We start from the raw sequence: 21,129 nt of genomic DNA, 5'->3' as shown, positions 1-21,129 counted from the left end.
GGGGCCGCACCGTCCGCACCGCTTAGGCCGATGAGTCACCGGGTAACAGCAGCACATGGTGGATCTCCTGTCCCAGGAGGCTCTCCGGGAGGTCGTCGACCTGTTCGTCCGCCTGGTCGAGGCAGCTGGGGCGATCGTCATCTTCGTCGGGGCGGCGGCGGCCTTCGCGCGCTTCCTCACGGTCGCGGTACGGCGGCAGGGCGACACCGGGTTCATCGCGGTGCGCCTGTTCCTGGGACGGTTCCTCGCACTGGGCCTGGAGTTCCAGCTGGCCGGCGACGTGCTGCGTACGGCCATCGCCCCGAGCTTCACACAGATCGGGCAGCTGGCGGCGATCGCGGCCATCCGCACCGCGCTGAACTACTTCCTGAGCAGGGAGATCGAGCGGGAGAGGCGCACGGTGGGCGACTCCCGGCCGCCGTCCACGGCCGGTGCCGGGGATGGCTGAACTCATCCGGACGGCCGTCCCCCTGGTCGGCGTCATGGGACTGGCCGCCGCGCTGGCGTTCCTGCTGCTCGGCGGCGGCCCGAAGGCCGCGATGGGCGTGCTGCTGGACTTTCTCCTCGCGGCGGGCCTGCTCCGCCTCTCCCAGGCGCAGACCTGGGCGGCGATTCTGGTGGCGGCGGTCACGATGGTGATCCGCAAGGTCGTCGCCGCGGGATTCCTCCTCCGGCCGCGTTGACCGCCGACCGCCTGCCTCCGCGGGGTCGGCGGCCGGTCAGAAGCCGGGAGGGGCGCTCCTCCCGGCGGAGTCTCCCGGCCGGCCGGAGGCGGAGCGTGACGGATCCCCGACGGGCCAGAAGTAGAACGTGAGGGAGGGGCGCCGGCGGGCGCCGCCCACCGCGATCAGGCCCAGCCTGACCCCGGCCCCGTGGGCCGCCATCGCCGCGCGCAGCCGCAGGAGCGGGCCGAGGTCGTGGCCGGACGTCCGCTGCAGGAAGCCGAGAAGCTCGGCGAGCCCCTCGGGCCGGTCCCAGCCCCACGCCGCGCAGAAGAAGAAGACCTTCTGCCGGGTCACGGCCCCGTCGTGCGAGAACTGCAGGAAGAGCGACCGGTCGGCGGGTCTGGGCCTCGACACGCCGACGAAGCGGTCGTGCAACCGCCTGGCGGGGAGCAGATCCGGGTGCGTCCCGGCACGGTCGCCGAAGGCGCGTCCGGGATCCACCGGGAGCCACTTGTAGGTCTTCCAGGCCGTGAGCTCGCCGCCCACCAGGTCGTATCCCATCACCTCGACGGCCCCGGGAAGCCGGCAGCCGTGCAGGCGCTCGGCCTCCCCGAGGGACTCCGTCCGCAGCGGGAACCTGGCGGCGAGTTCGTCCGGGCCGAGCCAGCCGGTCCTGAAGTAGACCGTTCCGCGCCTGCGGCCCTCCGCCCCGTAGCCCAGACCGAGCATCAGCGGAGCCGGAAGGTCGGCGGGGGCGCCGGCCAGGTGCGTCCGGAACAGCTCCAGCAGCCGGGCGGCCTGTTCGGCGGTGGAGCATCCGGTGACGGAACGGGCGTGCGTCAGGGAGTGCTCCCAGTCTCCGGCGCGATGCTCCACCATGTCGATGACGCAGCGCAGGGTGGGGACGCCCCGCTCGTCGAGTTTCAGGGAAACCTCAACCGGCACGGCGGAGTCGGTGAGAATGGAGTGCCGGCGCGGCTCCCCGGTGATCCGGAGCAGCTCGGCCGCCGTGGCGCCGGCGTCGTCGCGGACGCCGAGCCGTACGGCGAGGTCGCCGAACGCGGCGGCCAGCCGCGTTGTCGCGGTGGGGTCCATGGAGGCCATGGGTGTCTCCTCGGGGGCAGGTGGGGAGCGCGCTGATGGCCGAAACAGCCGACGTCGTGGTCATCGGGGCCGGTGTCGCCGGACTGGCCTGTGCCCGTGAGCTCTCCGCGGGCGGGTTCGACGTCGTGGTGCTTGAGGCCCGGAGCGCGATCGGCGGCAGGGTCCGCACCCTCCGGATGGGGGCGGCGGGCCCGGTCGAGCTGGGCGCCCAGGTGGTGCACCCGGTCGGCTGCGACGCCTTCGACGACCTGCTCCGCGAGGCGCGGATCGGCACCGCCCCCATGGGGACGGGCGCCGAGTTCGTGGTCGTCTCCGGCGGCGCGCACTACGACGCCGCCGCTCTCGCCGCCCGGGTCCGGCCGCTGCCGTGGACGGCGGAGGACGGCCTCTACGCCTCGCCGCCCCGCTCCGGCACGGTGGATCGGGCGCTCTCCGGCCTCGCCCCGCCCGCCCGCGCGCTCGCGCGGTGCTGGATGGAACAGGTGGTGGGGGAGGACCCGGGGCTGCTCGACCTGACGGAGACGGCCATGACCTACCACGGCGGGGGGCGCGGCGGCGAACGCGTGGTCGTGGACGGGTTCGACCGGGTGGTCCACGCGCTGGCCGGGGGGCTGGAGATCCGTACGGACTCCCCGGTCGAGCGGTTGCGCTGGGGCGGGGACGGCGTGGAGGCCGCGACCGCCTCCGGGACGGTCCGCGCGCGTGCGGCCGTGGTCACCCCGCCCCCGCCGGTGGTCGCCGGCGGAGGTCTCGGCCTCGATCCGCCGCTGCCCCCGTCCAAGGTGGCGGCCGCCGCCGTGCTCGCCTCGTGCGACGCCGTCGCGGTCGTCCTGGTCACCGCCCGGCCGGTGGCCCGCTCGGAGTGGCTCCTGCTGGCCGACCCGCCCGGCGGTCTCTGGACCGGCCGGGCCGGTTCGCGGGTCGTGACCGGCCACGTCAAGGGCCCCTCCGCGAGCCTGGTCAGGCGGCGGGGCTGGGAGTCCGGCCTCCTCAGGTCGCTCGGCCCCCGGCTGGGGGACCTGGACGACGTGCTCGTCCTGGACTGGGGGCGTGACCGGTGGTTCCGCGGCGCCTACAGCGTGCCGGTGGCCGGCGTGGGCGCGGCCTCGGCCGAGTGGGCCGCGCGGCTTGGCGGGACCGTCTTCTTCGCCGGGGAGGCGTCGGCCGAGGCGGGCCTGCGCGGCCTGGTCCAGGGGGCGCTGGCCAGCGGCGGGAGGGCGGCGGCCGAGGTGGCGCTCAGCCTGTCCGGTGGACCTCATGACCAGCGCAGCGGCAGGGACGCGTAGCCTCGGGGGACGGTGCCCGGACGGCGGACCGCGGCCGCCGCACCCGGAGCCGGCTCGACCGGGCACCCGTGGACGGCCGCGATCAGCAGCCGCGCGAACAGCCTGACGAGGGGCGCCCCCAGACAGGCGTGCCGCCCGGCCCCGAAGGACAGGTGCGGGTTGACGCGGCGGCCCAGGTCGAGCCGGTCGGGGTCGGAGAACCTCGCGCCGTCGCGGTTGGCCGCCCCGAGCAGCGGCACGACGCCGTCGCCCCGGCGGATCGACCGGCCGCCGATGACGAGGTCCTCCCCGGCGGTGCGGGCGGTGAACTGGATGGGCGGGTCGATCCTCAGCAACTCCTCGGCCGCGCCTCTGACCGACGATCGGGCCGACGGCCGATCGGCGTCCGCCAGGTCGCCCCAGCGGCCCGGTGCGGCCAGCAGGGCGGCGACGGCGTTGGTGATCATGTCGCCCAGCGGTTCCACCCCGCCGACGACCAGGAGCCCGGCTGTGGACATGGCCTCGGCCGGTGCGATCAGCCCCTCGACGTGTCCTCGCGCGAGGACGGTGAACGCGTCCGGGCGGGGGTCGGCGATCCTGGCGAACAGGTGGTCGGCGAAACGGTCGTGCATCGCCGACATAGCGGCCTCCCCGGGATGCGCCGGATCGGCGAAGGGGTCGAGGTTGCCCGCGACGGCGTCCGCCCAGCCGTCGAAGTCGGCCAGGTCGTCGTCAGGCAGCCCCAGGAAACCGGCGAGCACCCGGACGGCCAGCGGGCGGGCGAACTCGGTGGCGAGATCCGTCTCCCGGCCGGCGCGCGCCGCCTCGCGCACCCGCAGCGCCCACCTGCCGACCAGCGGGGCGAGCCAGCGCTCGTGCTCGCGCAGCGCCCGTGGCCGGAACGCCGGGGCGGCGGCCCGCCGGAGCCTCGTGTGGTCGGGCGGGTCGGTGTTCAGCATGGACACGGGCAGCGCGGTGTGGCGCTGCCGCAACCGCTGCCCCTGCCGAGCGGAGAAACGGGAATCGCAGAGTACGGCGAGGCAGTCCCGGTGCCGCGTCAGGAACCAGAGCCGGGCCCCGGGCACGAGATGAACCGGGTCGTGCTCGCGCAGGGCGCGGTAGGCGGGGTAGGGGTCGGCGTGGATCTCCGGGGCGCGGGGGTCGTACCCGGGCCGTGTCATCCGTGTCAACGAGAAGTCCTCCTCTGGCGGGCGACCGGCGGTGGAGCGGGAACCCGTACGGCCGGCCGGGGGATCGCCCCCGCCTACGGGGGCGGAAGAGGCCGTCCGTGCCGGTCCGCTCGTCCGGGCCCTCCGGGGTCGTCGGGGGCGGCCCTCTCCCCACGGGTCAGTGCATGGTCAGGCCGCCGTCGACCGTGAGCACCTGGCCGCTGATGAACTCCGAGTCCGGAGAGCAGAGGAACAGCATGGCGCCGACGAGGTCGCGCGGGTGCTGGTGCCGTTTCACCGACTGGTAGTGCAGGATCTCCTCCACGGTCTCCTGCCCCGCCGGGGTGAGCGGCCGGTCGGGAAGGTCGGGGACCACGGCCCCGGGCGCCAGGGCGTTCACCCGGACCCCGTGCTCGCCGTACTCGCGGGCGAGCGCCTTGGTCAGCCCGATCACCCCCGACTTGGCCGCGATGTAGTGGGCCATGTTGGCGAGCCCGGACCAGACCAGGTTCGTGGCCACGTTGACGATCGCGCCGTGGCCCTGTTTCCTCATCACCGGCAGCACCGCCCGGCAGCAGAGGAAGACGCTGTCGAGGTTGAGCGCGATCACCCGCCGCCAGGCGTCGTGGTCGATGTCGTCGAAGGCCACGTGCGGGTAGCTGCCCGCGTTGTTGACCAGCACGTCGACGGCCCCGAACCGGGACAGCACGGCGGCGGCCAGGTCGGCGGTCTGCTCGGGCGAGGTCACGTCGAGCCCGATGGGGTGCGCGCGGTCCGCCCCCGCCCGCTCGTTGAGCCAGCCGGCGAAACCGGCCGCGCCCTCCCCGTCGATGTCGCACACCACGACCCGGGCGCCCTCCTGGACGAGGGCGGTGCAGTACCACCGCCCGATGCCGTTGGCCCCGCCCGTGACGATGACGACGCTGTCGTCCAGCCTGCCCATCAGATCCTCTCCTGACCGTCGTCCGGCTGGTAGAACATCAGCCGGTTGCCGTCGATGTCCTGGGCCTCCAGGAAGCGGGCGACGCCCGCGACGGCGCGCATCCTCGTCGGCGGGGTCGTTCCGTCGCGGTCGAGCAGCTCGCGGGTGCGCTCCAGGTCGTTCACCCGGAAGTCCAGCACCGCTCCGCCGGTCACCCCGGGGGTGGGGATCTCCGACAGGCCGAGGCTCACCCCCGGCACCGGGGACGTCAGCTCGATCCAGCCGAACTCCGGGATCGCGGTCAGGACACGGCATCCGAGCATCCGTCCGTACCACTCCGCCGCGGCCTCGGCGTTCGCCACGGTCAGCACGCACTGCAGCCCGCGGTCGCAGGCGTCGTCGGCGCCCTGCGTCCGCTCGGCCATCCGGGCGGCGGCGCTGCCCTGGGAGGCCGAGGTCGCAGCCGCGAGCAGGCCGTCGTCCAGCGGGAGCGCCCTGAGCTCGTCGATCAGCTCCTCCCGCCGGTCCGCCAGGAAGCCGGTCGTCTCACGGGTCGTCCCATGGGGCGTCCCGGCGGTTGTCCCGTCGTCCAGCGGGAGCCCGGAGCGCCACGCCTCCCGCTCCTCCAGCCGGGCCCGGACGGCGCCGGTGAGGAGGCCGAGGACGTCCACCGGCGCGAACGAGATGTTGACGGCGAGGGAGTGCCCCACCGCCTTCGCGCTGTGCCAGGTCCCCGCGGGCAGGCAGAGCACGTCCCCCGGGCCGAGCAGGACCTCGGCGAACGTCTCCGGCGCGATCTCCGGGCGCTCCCAGGCGCGGACCGAGCTGGGGGCGCGCCCGATGTAGCGCACGGCGCCGCCGGAGTCGGCGAAGGCGTTGCCCCGGGGGAACGGGACGCCCGGTGTCCGGGACAGGCGCCACCGCTTGTGCCCGTCCAGCTGGAGGGTGGTCACGACATGGGCGTCGAAGTGGGTGTTGAAACCGTAGCCGTGCGGGGACAGGTAGCACTTGACGCCGGTGTCGCCGTGGTGGCCGAGCTCGGCTTTCAGCCGGGTGGCCAGGTCCGCGACGCGGGGGGCGGCCCGCTCGACGGGTTCCACACAGATCGAGGCGCCGCTCCTGAGATGACCGGCCACCTCGGCGGCCTCCACCGAGACGTGCGCCCCGGCGGCGCCCCCGTCGCCCTCCCGGTCGCCGCTGACCCGGATGAGCAGCCCCAGCTCCCGCTGGCGGCCCATCGCCTCGCGCAGGTCCGCCATGGTGAAGAGGTCGTGGAACCGGCCGGGCGGCCCCTGGACGTGCAGCGGCCTGCGCTGCCAGTACGCGGTGCGGAACACCTCGGGGTCGAGCGGGTGCACGAGCGAGGCCAGCGCGGAGGCGTCCGGCCGTGCGGGTCCGGGGGCGGCGACGGTCAGCGGCCACGTGCCGGTCACTCCGGCTCCCGGGGACCGAGGAGAAGACAGTAGACGACCGACTCGTGCAGCCCGTCGAAGCCGAGCAGGTCGTCCAGCTCACGGTCGAAGTAACCGCCGACGGGCACCGAGGCCAGACCGCGCCCGGACGCGGCGAGCACCGCGTTCTGCACGACGTGCCCGGCCTCGATGAGCACGAAGCGGTAGCCGCGCTCGCCGTACTTGAAGGCGGAGCGGTAGAACACCGCCGAGACCAGCACCACGGCCGGCGCCGAGGCGACGAGCTCGGACTGGACGAAGCAGCCGCCGGCCTCGAAGGCGCCCAGCTCGTGCAGCTCGTGCGCCGCGGGGTCGTAGTGGTAGAGCCCCCGCACCAGGCCGGACACGTCGCGCGCCCAGAGGTACAGCTCCAGGGGGTAGAGGGCGCCGCCGGAGGGGGCGGCGCGGAACGGCCGAGGGTACCGGCCGTCCGCGTTGGACCTCGTCACGCCGTACGCGCAGCGCAGGATCTTCGACACGTCCGGCAGCCCGACAGGGCCGGGACCGAACCCCCGGGCCGACTCGCGGCCGGTCAGCGCCTCGTCGAGACCGACCTCCGACGCCGGGAGATCGTACGGCAGGGCGATCCGGGGACGGTCGCGGTACGGCTTCGTCTCGCGCAGCCCGTTCATCATCGCGACGACCGCGCTGTCGGAGGGGTGCCGGTCGAAGTACAGGTGCGGTGTGGCCCTGGTCGTCTTGGAGTTCTCGTGGAAGCTCTCCCAGACGGCCTCCTCGCCCTCCTCCAGCAGGAACGCGTCGACCGGATGCATGGCGGCCCTTCCTCGTCGGGGGATTTCCCACATCGGGGAACTCGTCTAGGGAAACGGGTGGGGATGGGGGTTGTCGTCGCCGGGGGACCAGCCGGGCAGCGCGGCCAGGCGCCGCCCTCCGGTCGCCCGGTTGGAGTGGCCCATGTGCAGCGGATGCAGGCCGGGCACGACCACGCGGACCACCGACAGCCCGAGATCCGCGATGTCCGGCGTGGTGAGGTCGCAGGCGATCACGTCCTCGCCGGTCGCCGCCACCGCCGCGACGAGCGCGCCGAGGGAGCGGTCGCGGCCGGGGGAGAGGTCCAGGTCGACCTCCTCGGCGGAGTCCCAGGCGAAGCGGGCGTACTCCTTGGACTCCTGAGGGCAGTAGTAGCGCAGATGGGCCCGCTGCCCGTCGACCGAGGGGTGACCGGCCTCCACCTCGACGGGGACCGGGGGGAGGTACTCCATCACCTGGACGGAGAACTTCCGGGTGTGCGCTAGCTCCTCCAGGCTCTTGCGGCAGGCGATCTCGGCGTCCGGGTGGGAGGCGGCGGCGAAGGCGAGCGCGGGCGACGTCCGGGTGAAGCCCTCCGCGATCGTCATGACGGACGGGCAGCCGACGTCCGTGCCGATGTCCACCAGATGCACCGCCGCCCCGACGGCGTGGAAGCGCCGCACCAGGTCGGCGAGGGACTCCGGCAGGTTGTCCAGCCTGATCCGGGGGCGGCTCAGCCGTCCCTGCCACATGAGCGTGAACGCGTCGCGCTCGACGACCTCGCACAGGGCCGACAGGGTGGCCTCCTCGGGGGAGGACCCGCAGGCGAGCCCCGTGGAGATGGGCTGGGCGATCGCGGTGTCGGACCGGTAGTGGTAGGGGACGTAGACGAAGGCGGCGGGGACGAGGATCTCGTCCCCGCTGACCAGGGAGCGCCCGCGCGTCCAGGTCACCCGCGTCCCCGGGGTGAACGGCCGCCAGGGGAAGCCCGGGGCGTCGTACTGCTCTGGGCGGTAGAGGGCGTAGGAGTCCGGTGGGGTGGCGGGCCCGTCGAGCTCGTCGTAGGCCGCGGTCAGCAGGTCGTCATAGGAGAAGCAGGCCGAGCAGTAGCGCTCGACCGCCTCGCCGACCGCCTTGGCCAGGGCTCTCCGCCGGTCCGTCGCGGCGCCGCCGTTGTTGCCGAAGTTCTTCAGAAAGCCCAGGGCCTCGGTGGAACAGGCCTCGGACAGGTAGTGGACGAAGCGTGGCTCGTCATCGTCGATCCGGAGTTCGGTGATCTCTCGGACGATGCCCGTGCGAGGGTCCACGAGATCCGTCCATAGGTCGAGCAGGTCCATCTTCTCCTCTCCCGGCGGGGGCACTTCTCCTGGCGGGGTCACTCCGTCAGCTGGGAGCCGTGAGCGATCACGGGCGCGCTCTGCCGTGCGGTCCCGCCGCAGTCGGGGCAGCGCGGGACGCGCAGCACCCGGCGGACGGCCGAGTGGAACGGCACCAGGCTGACCTCGATGACACGACCGCACGCGGTCACCGGCAGCCCGGTCAGGTGCTTGACGGCCTCGGTGGCCGCGATCTCCCCCGCCACCGTGGAGATCGAGGGAAGGAATCCGGCGCCGGGTGACCGCTGGGCGCGCAGCAGCGCGTGGGCCTCGCGCCACACGTCGCTCGCGTCGGTGCGGAGGAGGTGACAGCGCAGGCAGGCGGTGTCGAAGGGATGGGTGAGCGGGCCGACCCGGATGACGAGGTCGTCGATCCAGACCGGCAGCAGGACGGCGCGCGCGTCCAGCGCGCGCCGCGCCACGTCGGTGAGGGCGGGGTCCGCCGGGCCGTCGGCCGCGGCGCACCAGAGATCCCAGCCGTCCTCGTCGGCCGCCGGTGCGGGCCGGATCGAGACCCGGCCCACACCGCACGCCGTCAGCGCCCGGGCGAGGGCGTCGGCGACCCGGCCGGCCCCGGCCACGAGCACCGCCGACTTGGCGATCTCGCCGGGACCGTCCGGGGACAGCCGTGCCATGCTCGCCCAGAACCGGGCCGCCGGATCGTCTCCCACGTCCTCGCGGAGCAGGCCCCGCGTCTGAAGGGTGGTGGTCACCTGGCGGGCGTCCTCCCGCTCTTCCGGGGGGAACGCGTCGACGAGCTCGTCCAGCGAACGCGATCCGTCCGCGAGGGCGACGACCTGGTTGAGCAGGGCGCCGACCCCCGGGGCCGTCAGCCGTGTCTCCGTCAGCCCGCGTTTCGCGACGACCTCGTCCGGGCCCAGGTGGGCCACCTGGAGCTCCCGCGCGCTCAGCGGTTCCTGGGTCGCCAAGGCGCTAGGAGGCCGCGTAGGTCATGTCGGCGGCCGCGCAGGAGCAGCAGGGGGTGCAGCAGCAGCACGAGACGTCGACGCTTCTCACCGTGCCTCCGTGCCTGGCGACATCCCTGCCGACGGAGCGCTTGAACTCGAAGAACACGCCCTCCAGGTCCTGCAGGTCGTTGAGGTTCAGCGCGGTGACGCGCTCGTTGCCGGTGGGGATGCCGGTGAACTCGGAGGCGAGGTCCTCAAGGTCGTGGACCGTGAGGTCGCGGATCCTGGGCAGCTGCGCCAGCTCCTCGGGCGACACCAGGCCCAGGTCGCTGATGGTCCGGAGCTCCTGCTTCCGCCGGAGGTTCTCTCCGCGCTGGGGGTCCCCGTCCGCCGCCTCCGGCCCCGCGGAGAGATCTTTGAATGGATTGTTCTCGGTCATCGATCAGCCTCTTTCGGTTGGGGGCTGTTCCTGTACCATAAACTTTTGGAGCTTAACAAGCAATGGCGAATAATCATTCGTGCAACTGTTTTACGCGGCGGGACGAGTGTGATCTTTAAGTGGAGAAACGATCAATGGAAAGATCAATAGAAAGGGGTGGGAATTGTCGATCTCCTCGGGGTGGACGCAGGTGGCCTTCGACGCCGATCTCGGTGAGGACGTCGCCGTTCTCGACCTCGCCGGCCATTCGCTGATCGCGGTCAGAAGCGGTGATGACGTGGGGGTTTACGATGCGACATGTCCACATAGAGGTGCTCATCTCGGGTATGGTGGAAAGGTCGATGGAAATGTAATTATCTGCCCCTTCCATGGAAATCGAGTGCATCTTGGGGGGGAGAAAGGGGGGCGTTTCCGGGTCGGCCGTCACCGTTCAACGGTCCGCGCCGGCGGCCTTTTCGTGCTGCTCGACCCGTCGTGCGACACCGGGCTTGAAACGTTCCTCGACGGCCTTCAGAAAAGCCACCGAATCGTGTCAGGGTTCTCATTTCGCGTGAAGGTTCCGGCGGAATACGTCATCGAGAACGTCTTCGACGCCGACCATTTCGCCCCGGTTCACGGCCTCGACCGGCGCCCCAGGCTGAGCGTCCGCCCCGCCGGGAACGGGGTGCTCTGCGTCGAGGGGGACCTCGACATGGCGCGCCCCAACCGCTGGCAGACGGGCGAGCCGGAGGGTGATCCGGCCACGGCGCGCTTCCGGGCCCTGGTGTTCAGCCCGAACCTGGTCGCCACCGAGCTGGGATCACCCGGCGAGCCCAACGTGGTCATCACCGCGGCCACCCCGGCCGGTGACGGCATGTCCGTGGTCAGGGTGACGGTCGCCGTGCCCACTCGCCGGGCCGCCGGGCCCGCGACCGTCCGCGAGGTGGCCTCACTCGTCAGCGGCAGCCGTACGGCGTTCGAGCAGGACGCGGTGATCTGGGAGCACCTCGACACCTCGGTCGTCCCCCGATACACCGAGGGCGACGATCTCGTCCGCACCTACCGGGCGTACTGCCGGCGGTTCGGGGTCGCCGGGTGAGCGACGACCGGCCGGGCCCCGCGGCCGGCGAGAACGGTGACGGGGACGGTCCGGCCGGCACCGGGGGCGACGACTGGGACGGCCTGGCCGTCATCGAGCACGGCCGGGGGACCGGGCTGCTCTGGCTGCACGGCTACACGATGAGCGCGGCTGTCTGGCCGCCGCTCTGGCGGCATCTGCCGGGTCACCGGCACGTGGCGGTCGACCTTCCATGGCACGGCGGGTCGAGGTCGCTGCGCGCCGGGGAGGACCGCGCGGCCCTGGCCGACCTGCTGGTGCGCCGCGCGCTGGAGGCGGGCGTCCGGCATGTCGTCGCCCTGTCCTTCGGCACCGTCGTCGCCCTGGAGATGGCGCTGCGCCACCCGCACGCGTTCGCCTCCTGGACGCTCGCCGCGCCGTCCTACGCGGGTGGGCCGCAGGAGCGGGCGATCGAACGCCACTACCTCGATCTGATGCTCCTGCACCGGCGTGCCGGCTCCAGGGCGCGTACGGCCGCGCTGTGGATGTCGTGCCGACCGATCTTCGGAGGGATCGCGGCGCGTCCCGCGGCGCACGCCGCGCTCGCCGCCGTCATCGGACGGCACGCCTGGGACGAGCTCGACGGCACCGGCATGCGCCCCCTGCTGGAACCCCGGCAGCCGGTCGCCCGGCTGGCCTCGGTGACGGCACCCCTCCTCGTGCTGGTGGGCGACGGAGAGATTCCGGCGCACCGCGCCTGCGCCGAGACGATCTCGGCCTCGGCCCCCCGAGGTGTCCTGCGCGTCCTGCCCGGCACGGGGCACCTCGTCCTGCTGGAGGAGCCGCGCGCGGCCCTGGAGGTCATCGGCGCGCACCTCGCCGCGGCCGAGTCCGGCGAGCCTCCCGGCGCGCCTTTGGCGGGGGTCAGCCGTTGACCCACCGGACCAGCCGGTTGAGCACCCGCATGCCGTCGTGCGGGCGCCCGGCGTACCCCTGTTCGGCCGCGCCGAGCGGGACGACGCTGTCCACCCCGCACGCGGCGACGGCGTCCCGCAGGGCGAGCCGGGTCTCCTCGGGGGCCACCCCCACCGTCGAGACGGCCGGCCCCAGCAGGGGGAGCGCCCGCCGCAGGTCGTCGACCGCGTGGACCAGGACGAGCCGGGAGCCGGGGTGGTGTGCGAGGTCGAAGGCGCCGTCGACCCGCACGACCGCCGACGACACCTCGGGCCAGTCGCCGTTGACGTGCCAGCGCCCGGTGCCGAGCAGGCCTCTGCGCAGCCGGACCAGGTGCCCCTGGACCTGCCGCGACGGCCGGTGCGGGAGCGCCGCGTCCCACTCGGCCAGCACCCGGGCGAGGGTGCGCGCGTAGTCGTCGGCCGTGGCGGCGTCGCACTCCACGACGTGGAGCAGCGAGGACGTGCAGGCGGCCTGGTTGGCGATCAGCGAGTCGACCGCGGCACGGCGGGCCGCGCCCTCCGGATCCGTCCGGATGAGAGCGGACCCGATCATGCTCAGTGAGAAACGCGGCCCCATGACCACGGTGTCGGTGCCTCCGCCGCGGGCCGTCACGCTGCGGATCGTCTCGGTCGACCCCCAGACGACCCGCCGGTCGAAGGCCCCGTCGGCCAGCAACGCCGTCTCCACCTCCCGGTCGCCGCCCCGCCAGTAGGCGAGCGTCGTGTGCCTGGCCAGCGGGTGGGCGGGATCGGTGTCCCGCAGGGCCGTACCCAGCGCGACGACGAGCGCGGCGGCCTCGGCGGCGGGTTTGACGACGCAGGCCCCCTTCGTCGCCCACGCCCACAGCAGCGAGACCACCGGGACAACGGGGGCGTTTCCCGAGGTCAGATGGAGCTGCCTGGTGGGCAGCGCGCGCAGCGCCGGCGGCGTCTCGCAGTGAAGGCCGGCGAGGCGGGCGGTCATTCCCGGAACGGGCATCTCCCCGGCCTCCCGCCAGGCGTCGAGCGAGGCTGTCCCGAGCTCACTCTCGATCATGCGGCCGACGGCGGCGCCGTCGAAGAGCGACGGCAACTGGGCGAGGAAGGCGTGGTGCGCGCGGTCGGTGACCAGCGAGGTGGCCGCCAGCAGCGCCCCCGCCTCGCGGGCCTCCCGCGAGCCGGACCGCAGCGCCTCCCCGATCGCGTCCACGAAGGCGAGCACCTCGGCCACCGGAGTGCGCGCCAGCTCCAGCAGCGCGCCCGCCGGGTCGGGTTCGAGCAGGGAGCGCGCCTCGGGGGCGGGCAGCACGAGCACCTGAGTCTCGCCGGTGAGCCGGAGGGTGTCGCGATCCACCACCGGCCGCCCGATCAGATGACAGCCCTCGCCGGCCGGGCCCTGGACGCGGTGCGGCCCCCTCTCCGCGACGGCCCGGCCGATGTCGGCCACCCTGGGCCACGGCGGCATCACCACCTCCCCGCGCACCACGGCGGGGAGCCGGACGATCTGCGTCCCGGCCACGGTACGGGCGTCGAGCATCACCGGGCCGTCTCCCCTGTCGTCTCCCGCGCCGGTTCCTGTACGGTGGCGCATCCGCGCTCCCCGGCTCCGGCGGCGCGCACGATGGGAGCGGCCAGGGTCGGTCCCGGCAGGCCGCACCCGCACGGGTCGCGGCGGAGCCGTACGGCGTCGCCGGTGACGACGAACCCCGGGTAGGAGAGCGCGAACGGATCCAGCACGGCCAGCCTGCCTTCCACGTCGTCGCCCTCGACCGGGGTCAGGAGGTCGTCCACGACGAGCGGCTCGACGCACGGGGGGATGTGGTAGCGATTGTTGCCGCAGGTCAAAAAGACCGTGTTCAGCTCCGAGGTGGAGTAGGTGTCGACGCATCGGCCGGGCGGGACACCGAGCCGGTCGGTCACCTCCTGGACCAGGTCCTCCCGCCGGATCGCGGTGCGGCCCTTCCAACCGCCGCCGGTGACGACCTGGCTGCCCGGGAGCAGCCGCACCCGCCTGTCCGTGGACGCGAGGTGGCCGACCAGGGCCGCCACCTCCGTGGGCGTCCCGAACACCAGCACCGGCCGCTCGGACCGCGACAGGAAGTCGATCGCGGCGTCGTGGTCGGGGACGGCCTGCTGTTCCGCTCCGCCCGCGAGGGAGCGGAGGTCGAACGGAGTAGCCCGCAGGCGGTGGACGCGTACCGCCCCGGCGGCCAGGCCGGTGGCTCCCGACTGGATGCCGAGACCCAGCCCGGGGGTGACCATCTGGAGAAAGTCGTAGCTCCCCGAGGGGAGTGCCCAGGGAAGGCGGACGCCGGAGCAGGCGCGCAGGGCGGTGAGGGTCAGGCGGTCCCTCGGCACGAGGGACGGGCGCCCGCCGGTGCCGCTGGAGAACGTGACGTACACCCCGTGCCGTTTCAGGGCGGCACGCCACTGGTTGACGTCGTCGGCGGTGAGATCCAGGTCGGTGAGCCGTTCGATGAAGATCGACCCCAGCCAGCGGGAGAGCTCGGGCAGCGCCTCCCGCAACCAGATCGGGTCGTAGCTCTTGAAGAGTTCGTCGGTCACCAGGAACCGGCGGCGGACGTCGGCCAGGGTGACCGCCGCGGTGGGGGACGGCTCGTCGATCAGTGCGGCGTAGGCGGGGATGGTGGCGGCGTAGCGACGATGGTTGTCGATGAGGACGGCCGCCCTGAGCCGGGCCACCGCCTCCTCGTCGATCGGGGCTCCCGTGGACCAGAGCCTGCCGCAGACAAGCAGGGCCTGCAGATCGGGAACGGCCGTCAGCCGTGGATTCGGACCGGGCACGGTTCGATGGTCGCCGTTCTCCGGCGACCTGAACAGAGCGTAGGGCGAAGAATACGTGCGGTATTCCCGGTGGGCGACATTGAATGCCGCCATTTAATGGTTTATAGCGTCAGATAAAGATTGGATGCCGGTGGGCGGGATCGCCGTCAGGCTCGGGCGGCGGTGTTCTCACCGGTGAACGCGGTCACGGCGCCCAGCCCCAGGTAGACCACGCCGCTGGTGACGTTCAGGCGGCGGCGGGCGCGGGCCGAGCGGCGCAGACGGCCCGCCAGGGCCGAGGCGAGCAGGGCGAAGGCGCCGTCGGAGGACGCTGTTATGGGCGCATTACGGAGGTCAGGGCGGTCAGGAGCGCGGCGGTGGCCGGGGGGACGGGGGGCTCGCCGTAGGTGGCGGCGTAGACCTGCCGGACCGAACCAGGCAGTTCGGTCACGTTGACCTTGGGGTTGCGGTGCGCCTGCATGGCCAGACCGGGCAGGACCGTCACCCCGATCCCGGCGGCGACCAGGGCCTGGACGGCGACGACGTCGTCGGTGGTGAAGGCGACCTCCGGCTCGAAGCCCGCCTCGGCGCACAGGTCCAGCAGGTGACTTCTGCACCGGTCGCAGCCGCCGATCCATCGGGAGTCGCGGTGCGCGCGCAGTTCGCCGGTCTGACCGGCGGTGACCAGGTAGCTGGGGTCGTCCAGCAGGTGAAGCAGCCGGATCCCCTCGTCCTCCGGGGCCGTGTCGTCGTAGCGGAAGACGACCGCCACGTCCACGTAGCCCACCCGGAGCATGCGCAGGGCCTCGGGCGGCTCGGTCTCGGTCAGGCGCAGTTCCAGGCCGGGGTGCTCCCTGGCGAGGAGGGCGGCCGCCTCGGGCACGAACGTGCCCAGCGCCGAGGGGAAGGCGGCCAGCCTGACCCGGCCCGCGCGCAGGCCCACGTGCGCGGAGAGTTCGGCGGCCGCCGAGTCGATGCGGCCGACGATCTCGGTGGCCCGCTCCGCGAGCAGACGCCCGGCCTCGGTGAGCCGGATGCCCCGGCCCACCCGCTGGATCAGCTTGGCGCCGGTCTCGGCTTCGAGTTTGGCGAGGTGGTGACTGACCGAGGGCTGGGAGTAGTGCAGTTCTCTGGCGGCCGCGGTGACCGACCCGTGTCTCGCGACAGCGGCGAGCACGCGGAGCCGTACGACATCAAGCATGTATCAATATTATCTATGAATATCTGGGAAGATAGGCATTAGACGTTATGTATCGCTGTGAAGCACTCTTGGCCCATGGGAACCACGACGCTTGCCCGCCCCGGACTGGCGGAGCTGATCACGAAGGTGCGGGCACTGACCGACCGCTCCGCAGGCCCCCGTGAGACCGCCTTCGCCGTGGCGGACATGCTGCGTGAGCGGCTGCCCTCCCCGGAGATCCTCACCGAGGAGGAACGTCTCGGAGACCCCGGCCACTACGTCGGCCACACCCTCCACGCCGAGGCCGCCTTCTCGGTGGTGGCCGTGGTCTGGCGGCCAGGCCAGCGGACCGTCATCCACGACCACGTCGCGTGGTGCGTGTTCGGAGTTTTGCAGGGCGTCGAGTACGAGACGCTCTACCGTCTCGACACCGACCACCTGACCGAGATCGGCCGCACGGCCAACCAGGTCGGGGAGGTCAGCGGCTTCGCCCCGCCGGGAGACATCCACCGGGTGCACAACACCGGCGACAGCACGGCGATCTCCCTGCACATCTACGGCGCCGACCTCGGCGTCACACCGAGCAGCATCCGCCGCGTCTACGACCTCCCGGTCCGCTGAGGTCCGCGTTCAGCCCGTTGACCGCGTCCCGCATCCGCTCGCTGCCCGCTGCCCGCGTCCGCTCGCTGCCCGGCGTCGCGGCTCAGCGCTCTACCTCCGGCTTCCCGTCGAGGCCGAGACTCGCCCTGATGGCCTCCAGGCGGGCGGCGCCCTCGGCGTCGATGGCGGCCCGCTCGACCTCGATCATCCGGGCCTCGACGGAGTTGGAGGTCAGCTCGGCCTCACCGAGGGCGCGGGCGTAGCGCTTCTCGATCTTCTCGCGGACCTCGTCCATGCTCGGGGTGTCCCCGGCGGGAGCGAGGCCGGACAGGTCGCCCATGGCCTTGTTCAGCTGCTCCTGCATCGTGGCCTGGTCGAGCTGGGAGAGCAGCCGCATCCGCTCGGCGATCTTCTTCTGCAGGGCCATCGCGTTGTTCTCGACTGCGGCCCGGGCCTGGGCCGACGACTGCCCGGCCCGCTCGTGCATGAGCTGGGCGTCCTGTGTCGCGGTCTCGGCGGCGACCAGCCGGGAGGCGAAGGCGCGGGCCGAGTCCTCGTAGGACAGTGCCTTGCGCTCGTCGCCCGCGGCCCTCGCCTGCTCGGCCAGCAGGATCGCCTGGCGGGCGTTGGCCTGGAGCTTCCCGGTCTCCTCCAGCGAGCGGGTGAGCCTCATCTCCAGCTCCCGTTCGTTGCCGATCACCGAGGCGGCCTGCTGGGTCAGCCTCCGGTGCTGCTCCTTGGCCTCCTGTATGGCCTGCTCGATCTGGATCCGGGGATCGGACAGCTCGTCCAGCCGGCCCGACAGGGCGAAGACCAGGTAACGCCAGGCCCGGCGGATGACCTTGAACATGGGGGCTCCTTAACGATCCAGCGCGTCGCGCGTGATCTGTTCGGTTTCGTGCAGGCCCTGGCGGACCCCTTCGAGGTTGTCCGCGAGCTCGTCGAGCACCCGGGGCGACTCCAGCACCCCGGTCGCCGTCATCGCCGACAGCTCCACCACGCGCGCGAGGAGCTCCTCGATGCCGATCGTGCTCGACTCCATCCGGGCGAGCACCCGCTCCCGGGTTCCGGAGAGCCGGTCGGCCACGGCCTGTTGGGAGGCCAGCGAGGCGAGCGCGCGATCGAGGTCGTGGACCAGCCCCTGCCCGGCCTCGCTCCGGGCGCGGGTCAGCCGCGCCCGTTCCCGCCCCAGCAGGTCGAGATCGAACCTGGCGAGCGCGGTGCCGGTCAGCGACGCCTGCTCGGCCAGCCGCTCCAGGGTGGACATCGCGTCGTCCACCTGCGGGCGCATCAGGGCGACCCGCTCGGCCAGCGGGCCGGACCCCATCGAGGCGCTCAGCTCGCCGAAGCCCCGCGCCGCCGAGCGGGCCCGCCGCAGCCAGAGGTCCTCCGGGCTGCCCGGCACGACGGCCGGCCCCCCGCGGCCGGTGCCCCGGCTCTGGACGGCGGCGGCCGCCGCCTTGGTCAGCCAGACGGCGACCCCGACGAACCCGGCGGCGACCGGGTGCACGTCGACGGCCCACGCGGCGCCACCCGCGGTCGCGCCGAGCAGCAGACCCCACGGATCTCGCAGTTCCTCAACGAAGCGGGACATCAGAAGTTGGATACCACCGCGGTGAACACCTGGTCGATGCCGCCCGGCTCGCGGGAGTCGTACGCGGCGGCGTCGGTCGCCTCGGAGATCCTCCTGAGCACGCCGAGGTCGGCGTCCTGGCCGTAGGCGATCGTGAACATCCGGACCGACTCCTCGGCGGACTCGGCGCGCAGGCCGGGCAGCAGGTTCTCCAGCGAGAGGCTGTCGTTGTCCTCGTTCCTGCCGTCGGTCAGGAAGATCACCGCGTTGATCGCGTCACCGCTGTGCCGATCGCGCACGTGCCGGTAGGCGGCGAGCGCGGTGTCGTAGAGACCGGTTCCGCCGTCGGGGGTCAGCCCGTCGAGCCTGGCCCGCAGGTTCTTGCGCTGGGCGCCGTCCACGGTGGCCAGCGGCGACAGTTCCAGATAGTCCTTGTCGCCGTCCCGCCTGGTGGAGAACAACCAGAGCCCGACCTTGTCGTGCGGGCCGAACTGGGGCAGCGCGTTGATCGCCGCCTGCTTGGCCAGGTCCAGCTTGCTCCTGCCGGTGCCGGGAACGGTGGCGCCCATCGAACCGGAGACGTCCATCACCATGAGCACGTTCGCGGGCTTGCGCAGTTCGGCCCAGCTGGAGAGCACCTTGTCCAGCACGTTCGGGGCGGGCGGGCTGAGCGTCGCCTTCGGCTCGGCGGGCAGCAGTCCGTTCGCCTCGGTGATCAGCCTGCCCGGCCTGCCGTCGTGGGACCGGAAGGCGAACTCGGTGAACCGCTGCTGCTGCTTCTCGGCCCGCAGGTAGGACAGGAAGTCCGCGGCCACCCGGCGCTTGGCGTCGTCCACCCACGGCGCGGTCAGCACCGCGTAGGGGTTGTCGGAGTAGAGCGTGCCCTCCTTCGGATAGATCGCCACCAGCGGCACCTTGGGCTTGCCGTGCTTGCCCAGAGTCCGGGGGTCGCCGGTCGGATTGCCCTGGTTGTAGTCCCAGACCGACTTCTCCTCCACGGCCACCGCGGAGATGTAGCTGAGGCCCGCCCCCGCGTCATCCGCCCGTTGCAGGTTCGACAGGAACGTCAGCGTCGTGTCGCCATAGTGCACGATCGAACGTTCCACGCCCCGCACGAACTCCCTGGCCTTGGGGTCGGCGACGTTCCGCTCCGACAGGTCCCCCGACAGGCCGGTGGCCGCGAAGTAGGTGCCGACGGTGGCGTTCAGGCCGCTGGTGGAGAAGTTGGGGTTGGTCTTCCCCAGGCGGAACCTGCCCCACTCGGGGTGGCCGTACTTGGCCCAGGAACCGGACGACAGGTCGAGCAGGTCGGACCAGCCGAGTTTCTTGCCGGGCCAGCCCAGCGCCCCGGCCATCGGCTTGGGCATCGCGATGACCAGCGGAGTCTTGGCGATCGACGGGTTGGCCGCGGCGACCAGGGAACCGGTGTCGGCCGCCGAGGTGCGCTGCTGGAGCAGGGTGACCCAGCCGCTGCTCGCCGGGGACCAGACGTCGGGGCGCGGGCCGTCTTGACGCTCGTCCCAGCCCCGGGCCAGCGCCTGCATCGCGCCGCCGCTGGCCTTGGTCTGGACGACGACGTCCGCGCAGCGTCCCCCGACCTCCCGGCCGCTGTAACCGGCTGCGATCTTCCGCAGCAGTTCGGCCTTCTCGGACGACGCGGCCAGGGTCAGTGTGACGCCGCCGGCGTCACACGCCTTGGCCTGTCCGGCCTCCTGCGGCGTGCCGTCCGGCTCCTTGCCCGAGGCGCTCCCGACGAACAGCCGCAGGCCGACGATCAGGGCTCCGGCGAGAATGATCGCGATGATGAACGGGGCGAAGTTCCTGCGCCGTCGCTGCGGCTCCTGGTACAACCCAGCCTCCCGGTGGTGTCGGTACTTATCCGACGAATGAGCCCTCGCCAGAGTTCGCCTGTTCAGAAGTCGGAACCCATCCGGATGGAGAGCCGGTCGATTCGGGGTGACCGTATCCCGCCCGGCGGTTCAGGCCGGTCGCCGGTGTCGCCGGTCACGCCCGGCCGGGCCTCCGGCCCACACCCCGGGCCGGGCCGGTCCCACGGCCAGGAGAATAGGGCAGGGGTCGTCGGCGAGGCCGGGTGGGGGAGCCGGTTATCGCATGACGGGGTGCCGATCCATGCCGGATTTCGGGGGGTGTACGGGGAGTGGCCCACCGCACGATGGTAGGAAGAACCGATTTACCAGGACAAGGGCCGACCGGACACCCGTCCGTGGATGAGGTCGACCACGGTGGCGTGGAGTTCCTCGATCGGCCGGTCCGGACGCAGCGCCCGGCGCTCGATCGAGACTGTCAGCACCATGCCGAACACGGCGGTCGCCGCGGTCTCCACATCCAGGTCCGCGCGGATCGCGCCCTCGGCCGCCGCCCGGCGCAGCACGCCCGCGTAAACCCCCAGCGCCTGCTCCCTCAGCCTGGCCACCGCGTCCTGCCAGGCCGTACGCCACATCTCGGCGAGCAGCACCCGGGCGAACGCGCCGTACTCATCGAAGAACCGCAACTGCGCCATGACCACCGCGTCGAGCGCGTCCAGTGCCGTCCGCCGGGAGTCCGCTTCCCGCCCCCTCTTTTCCCGTCCGGTCCCTTTCCGTTTGGTCTCTCCCGGCTCGTCGCTCTCCTGGCCGGTGTCCGCCCTGCTCAGCGCCTCGGCGAGTCGCTGGATGCCGTGTTCGAGCAGGGCCGCGAAGAGCGCCTCCTTGCTGCCGAAGTTGTAGAACACGGTGCCCTTGGCCACCCCGGCGCGCTCGGCGATCGCGTCCACCGTGGCCGCGGTGTAGCCCTGCTCCGCGATCACCTCCACCGCCGCCGTGAACAGCCTGAGCCTCGTCTCGGCCCGGCGGCCGTCACCTCTGCCCGTCTCGGCCCGGTGCGCCTCCCCGCCCGTCCCGATCCGGCGGTGGTTCTCCCCGTCCGCGGTCGTGCCCATCCCGGATCCCCCCTGGTCTCGCTCCGCACGCGCG

General features: G+C 72.8%; 21 protein-coding genes and 1 pseudogene. 7 read left to right on the top strand and 15 right to left on the bottom strand.

Annotated elements, in window-relative coordinates; translation table 11 throughout:
• Positions 1-55: 55 nt before the first annotated feature.
• On the top strand, positions 56-448 hold the full coding sequence (locus tag ACWEF2_RS15595) for a DUF1622 domain-containing protein (protein ID WP_453815683.1): 393 nt from the start codon (positions 56-58) through the stop codon (positions 446-448).
• Complete coding sequence (locus ACWEF2_RS15590) at positions 441-683, top strand: hypothetical protein (protein ID WP_453815681.1); 243 nt, start codon at positions 441-443, stop codon at positions 681-683. The genes ACWEF2_RS15595 and ACWEF2_RS15590 overlap by 8 nt, the downstream gene beginning before the upstream one ends.
• Positions 684-719: 36 nt before the next feature.
• Here ACWEF2_RS15590 and ACWEF2_RS15585 read toward each other — a convergent pair whose 3' ends face one another.
• Positions 720-1,769 (bottom strand): hypothetical protein, encoded by a 1,050-nt coding sequence (locus tag ACWEF2_RS15585; protein ID WP_453815679.1) that lies wholly within the window; start codon positions 1,767-1,769, stop codon positions 720-722.
• Positions 1,770-1,804: 35 nt separating this feature from the next.
• On the opposite strand from ACWEF2_RS15585, the gene ACWEF2_RS15580 reads away from it, so the two are divergent.
• Positions 1,805-3,055 carry a flavin monoamine oxidase family protein gene (locus ACWEF2_RS15580; RefSeq protein WP_453815677.1) on the top strand — a complete coding sequence of 417 codons (1,251 nt, stop codon included), beginning with the start codon at positions 1,805-1,807 and terminating at the stop codon, positions 3,053-3,055.
• On the opposite strand, the gene ACWEF2_RS15575 is transcribed toward ACWEF2_RS15580, so the two are convergent.
• The 7 genes from ACWEF2_RS15575 to ACWEF2_RS15545 all read right to left on the bottom strand — a co-directional run bounded on the left by ACWEF2_RS15575 (position 3,025) and on the right by ACWEF2_RS15545 (position 10,049).
• Positions 3,025-4,215, bottom strand: a complete 1,191-nt coding sequence (locus ACWEF2_RS15575; protein ID WP_453815885.1) for a cytochrome P450 — start codon at positions 4,213-4,215, stop codon at positions 3,025-3,027. The genes ACWEF2_RS15580 and ACWEF2_RS15575 overlap by 31 nt on opposite strands.
• Positions 4,216-4,381: 166 nt before the next feature.
• On the bottom strand, positions 4,382-5,146 hold the full coding sequence (locus tag ACWEF2_RS15570; RefSeq protein ID WP_453815675.1) for an SDR family NAD(P)-dependent oxidoreductase: 765 nt from the start codon (positions 5,144-5,146) through the stop codon (positions 4,382-4,384).
• Positions 5,146-6,558 (bottom strand): JmjC domain-containing protein, encoded by a 1,413-nt coding sequence (locus ACWEF2_RS15565; protein ID WP_453815674.1) that lies wholly within the window; start codon positions 6,556-6,558, stop codon positions 5,146-5,148. The genes ACWEF2_RS15570 and ACWEF2_RS15565 overlap by 1 nt, the downstream gene beginning before the upstream one ends.
• Complete coding sequence (locus ACWEF2_RS15560; protein WP_453815672.1) at positions 6,555-7,349, bottom strand: SagB family peptide dehydrogenase; 795 nt, start codon at positions 7,347-7,349, stop codon at positions 6,555-6,557. The genes ACWEF2_RS15565 and ACWEF2_RS15560 overlap by 4 nt, the downstream gene beginning before the upstream one ends.
• 45 nt (positions 7,350-7,394) lie before the next feature.
• Complete coding sequence (locus ACWEF2_RS15555; RefSeq protein WP_453815670.1) at positions 7,395-8,663, bottom strand: YcaO-like family protein; 1,269 nt, start codon at positions 8,661-8,663, stop codon at positions 7,395-7,397.
• A 38-nt stretch (positions 8,664-8,701) separates the two neighbouring features.
• Positions 8,702-9,592: a TOMM precursor leader peptide-binding protein gene (locus ACWEF2_RS15550; RefSeq protein ID WP_453815668.1), complete on the bottom strand. Its 891-nt coding sequence runs from the start codon at positions 9,590-9,592 to the stop codon at positions 8,702-8,704.
• Between the two features lie 43 nt (positions 9,593-9,635).
• Positions 9,636-10,049, bottom strand: coding sequence for a hypothetical protein (locus ACWEF2_RS15545; RefSeq protein ID WP_453815666.1), 414 nt, complete (start codon positions 10,047-10,049; stop codon positions 9,636-9,638).
• Positions 10,050-10,239: 190 nt separating this feature from the next.
• Here ACWEF2_RS15545 and ACWEF2_RS15540 point away from each other — a divergent pair.
• The 3 genes and pseudogenes from ACWEF2_RS15540 to ACWEF2_RS15530 form a co-directional block, all read left to right on the top strand.
• A pseudogene (locus ACWEF2_RS15540) lies at positions 10,240-10,383 on the top strand (Rieske 2Fe-2S domain-containing protein); the annotation flags it as partial.
• Positions 10,384-10,599: 216 nt separating this feature from the next.
• Complete coding sequence (locus tag ACWEF2_RS15535) at positions 10,600-11,127, top strand: hypothetical protein (protein WP_453815883.1); 528 nt, start codon at positions 10,600-10,602, stop codon at positions 11,125-11,127.
• Complete coding sequence (locus ACWEF2_RS15530) at positions 11,124-12,020, top strand: alpha/beta fold hydrolase (protein ID WP_453815664.1); 897 nt, start codon at positions 11,124-11,126, stop codon at positions 12,018-12,020. The genes ACWEF2_RS15535 and ACWEF2_RS15530 overlap by 4 nt, the downstream gene beginning before the upstream one ends.
• Here the strand turns inward: ACWEF2_RS15530 and ACWEF2_RS15525 are convergent.
• The 3 genes from ACWEF2_RS15525 to ACWEF2_RS15515 all read right to left on the bottom strand — a co-directional run bounded on the left by ACWEF2_RS15525 (position 12,010) and on the right by ACWEF2_RS15515 (position 16,005).
• On the bottom strand, positions 12,010-13,611 hold the full coding sequence (locus ACWEF2_RS15525) for an acyl-CoA reductase (RefSeq protein ID WP_453815662.1): 1,602 nt from the start codon (positions 13,609-13,611) through the stop codon (positions 12,010-12,012). The genes ACWEF2_RS15530 and ACWEF2_RS15525 overlap by 11 nt on opposite strands.
• Positions 13,557-14,825 carry a LuxE/PaaK family acyltransferase gene (locus tag ACWEF2_RS15520; RefSeq protein ID WP_453815660.1) on the bottom strand — a complete coding sequence of 423 codons (1,269 nt, stop codon included), beginning with the start codon at positions 14,823-14,825 and terminating at the stop codon, positions 13,557-13,559. Before ACWEF2_RS15520 ends, ACWEF2_RS15525 begins: the two co-directional genes overlap by 55 nt.
• Before the next feature lie 313 nt (positions 14,826-15,138).
• The gene (locus tag ACWEF2_RS15515; protein WP_355592112.1) at positions 15,139-16,005 is read right to left on the bottom strand and encodes a LysR family transcriptional regulator; all 867 of its coding nucleotides are present in this window, start codon (positions 16,003-16,005) and stop codon (positions 15,139-15,141) included.
• Positions 16,006-16,080: 75 nt separating this feature from the next.
• Here ACWEF2_RS15515 and ACWEF2_RS15510 point away from each other — a divergent pair, with 75 nt between their 5' ends.
• The gene (locus ACWEF2_RS15510; protein ID WP_453815657.1) at positions 16,081-16,605 is read left to right on the top strand and encodes a cysteine dioxygenase; all 525 of its coding nucleotides are present in this window, start codon (positions 16,081-16,083) and stop codon (positions 16,603-16,605) included.
• 82 nt (positions 16,606-16,687) lie between these two features.
• Here the strand turns inward: ACWEF2_RS15510 and ACWEF2_RS15505 are convergent, their stop codons facing one another.
• From ACWEF2_RS15505 to ACWEF2_RS15490, 4 genes are all read right to left on the bottom strand, one after another.
• Complete coding sequence (locus tag ACWEF2_RS15505) at positions 16,688-17,434, bottom strand: PspA/IM30 family protein (RefSeq protein ID WP_453815655.1); 747 nt, start codon at positions 17,432-17,434, stop codon at positions 16,688-16,690.
• 9 nt (positions 17,435-17,443) lie between these two features.
• Complete coding sequence (locus tag ACWEF2_RS15500) at positions 17,444-18,178, bottom strand: hypothetical protein (RefSeq protein WP_453815653.1); 735 nt, start codon at positions 18,176-18,178, stop codon at positions 17,444-17,446.
• Positions 18,178-20,007: an extracellular solute-binding protein gene (locus tag ACWEF2_RS15495; RefSeq protein WP_453815651.1), complete on the bottom strand. Its 1,830-nt coding sequence runs from the start codon at positions 20,005-20,007 to the stop codon at positions 18,178-18,180. Before ACWEF2_RS15495 ends, ACWEF2_RS15500 begins: the two co-directional genes overlap by 1 nt.
• A 341-nt stretch (positions 20,008-20,348) precedes the next feature.
• Positions 20,349-21,095 (bottom strand): TetR/AcrR family transcriptional regulator, encoded by a 747-nt coding sequence (locus ACWEF2_RS15490; protein ID WP_453815649.1) that lies wholly within the window; start codon positions 21,093-21,095, stop codon positions 20,349-20,351.
• Positions 21,096-21,129 lie beyond the last annotated feature (34 nt).

It is taken from the genome of Streptosporangium sp. NPDC004631 (assembly GCF_053601935.1).
Note: the sequence above shows the minus strand (reverse complement) of the source record. Positions and strands in the feature narration are given on the sequence as shown.

Excerpts from the sequence above, each read along its gene's own strand:
- ACWEF2_RS15590 (WP_453815681.1), top strand. The coding sequence starts at position 441 with ATGGCTGAACTCATCCGGACGGCCGTCCCCCTGGTCGGCGTCATGGGA.
- ACWEF2_RS15500 (WP_453815653.1), bottom strand. The coding sequence starts at position 18,178 with ATGTCCCGCTTCGTTGAGGAACTGCGAGATCCGTGGGGTCTGCTGCTC.
- ACWEF2_RS15595 (WP_453815683.1), top strand. The coding sequence starts at position 56 with ATGGTGGATCTCCTGTCCCAGGAGGCTCTCCGGGAGGTCGTCGACCTG.
- ACWEF2_RS15545 (WP_453815666.1), bottom strand. The coding sequence starts at position 10,049 with ATGACCGAGAACAATCCATTCAAAGATCTCTCCGCGGGGCCGGAGGCG.
- ACWEF2_RS15505 (WP_453815655.1), bottom strand. The coding sequence starts at position 17,434 with ATGTTCAAGGTCATCCGCCGGGCCTGGCGTTACCTGGTCTTCGCCCTG.
- ACWEF2_RS15555 (WP_453815670.1), bottom strand. The coding sequence starts at position 8,663 with ATGGACCTGCTCGACCTATGGACGGATCTCGTGGACCCTCGCACGGGC.
- ACWEF2_RS15510 (WP_453815657.1), top strand. The coding sequence starts at position 16,081 with ATGGGAACCACGACGCTTGCCCGCCCCGGACTGGCGGAGCTGATCACG.
- ACWEF2_RS15585 (WP_453815679.1), bottom strand. The coding sequence starts at position 1,769 with ATGGCCTCCATGGACCCCACCGCGACAACGCGGCTGGCCGCCGCGTTC.
- ACWEF2_RS15515 (WP_355592112.1), bottom strand. The coding sequence starts at position 16,005 with ATGCTTGATGTCGTACGGCTCCGCGTGCTCGCCGCTGTCGCGAGACAC.
- ACWEF2_RS15575 (WP_453815885.1), bottom strand. The coding sequence starts at position 4,215 with ATGACACGGCCCGGGTACGACCCCCGCGCCCCGGAGATCCACGCCGAC.
- ACWEF2_RS15580 (WP_453815677.1), top strand. The coding sequence starts at position 1,805 with ATGGCCGAAACAGCCGACGTCGTGGTCATCGGGGCCGGTGTCGCCGGA.
- ACWEF2_RS15570 (WP_453815675.1), bottom strand. The coding sequence starts at position 5,146 with ATGGGCAGGCTGGACGACAGCGTCGTCATCGTCACGGGCGGGGCCAAC.
- ACWEF2_RS15525 (WP_453815662.1), bottom strand. The coding sequence starts at position 13,611 with ATGCGCCACCGTACAGGAACCGGCGCGGGAGACGACAGGGGAGACGGC.
- ACWEF2_RS15490 (WP_453815649.1), bottom strand. The coding sequence starts at position 21,095 with ATGGGCACGACCGCGGACGGGGAGAACCACCGCCGGATCGGGACGGGC.
- ACWEF2_RS15560 (WP_453815672.1), bottom strand. The coding sequence starts at position 7,349 with ATGCATCCGGTCGACGCGTTCCTGCTGGAGGAGGGCGAGGAGGCCGTC.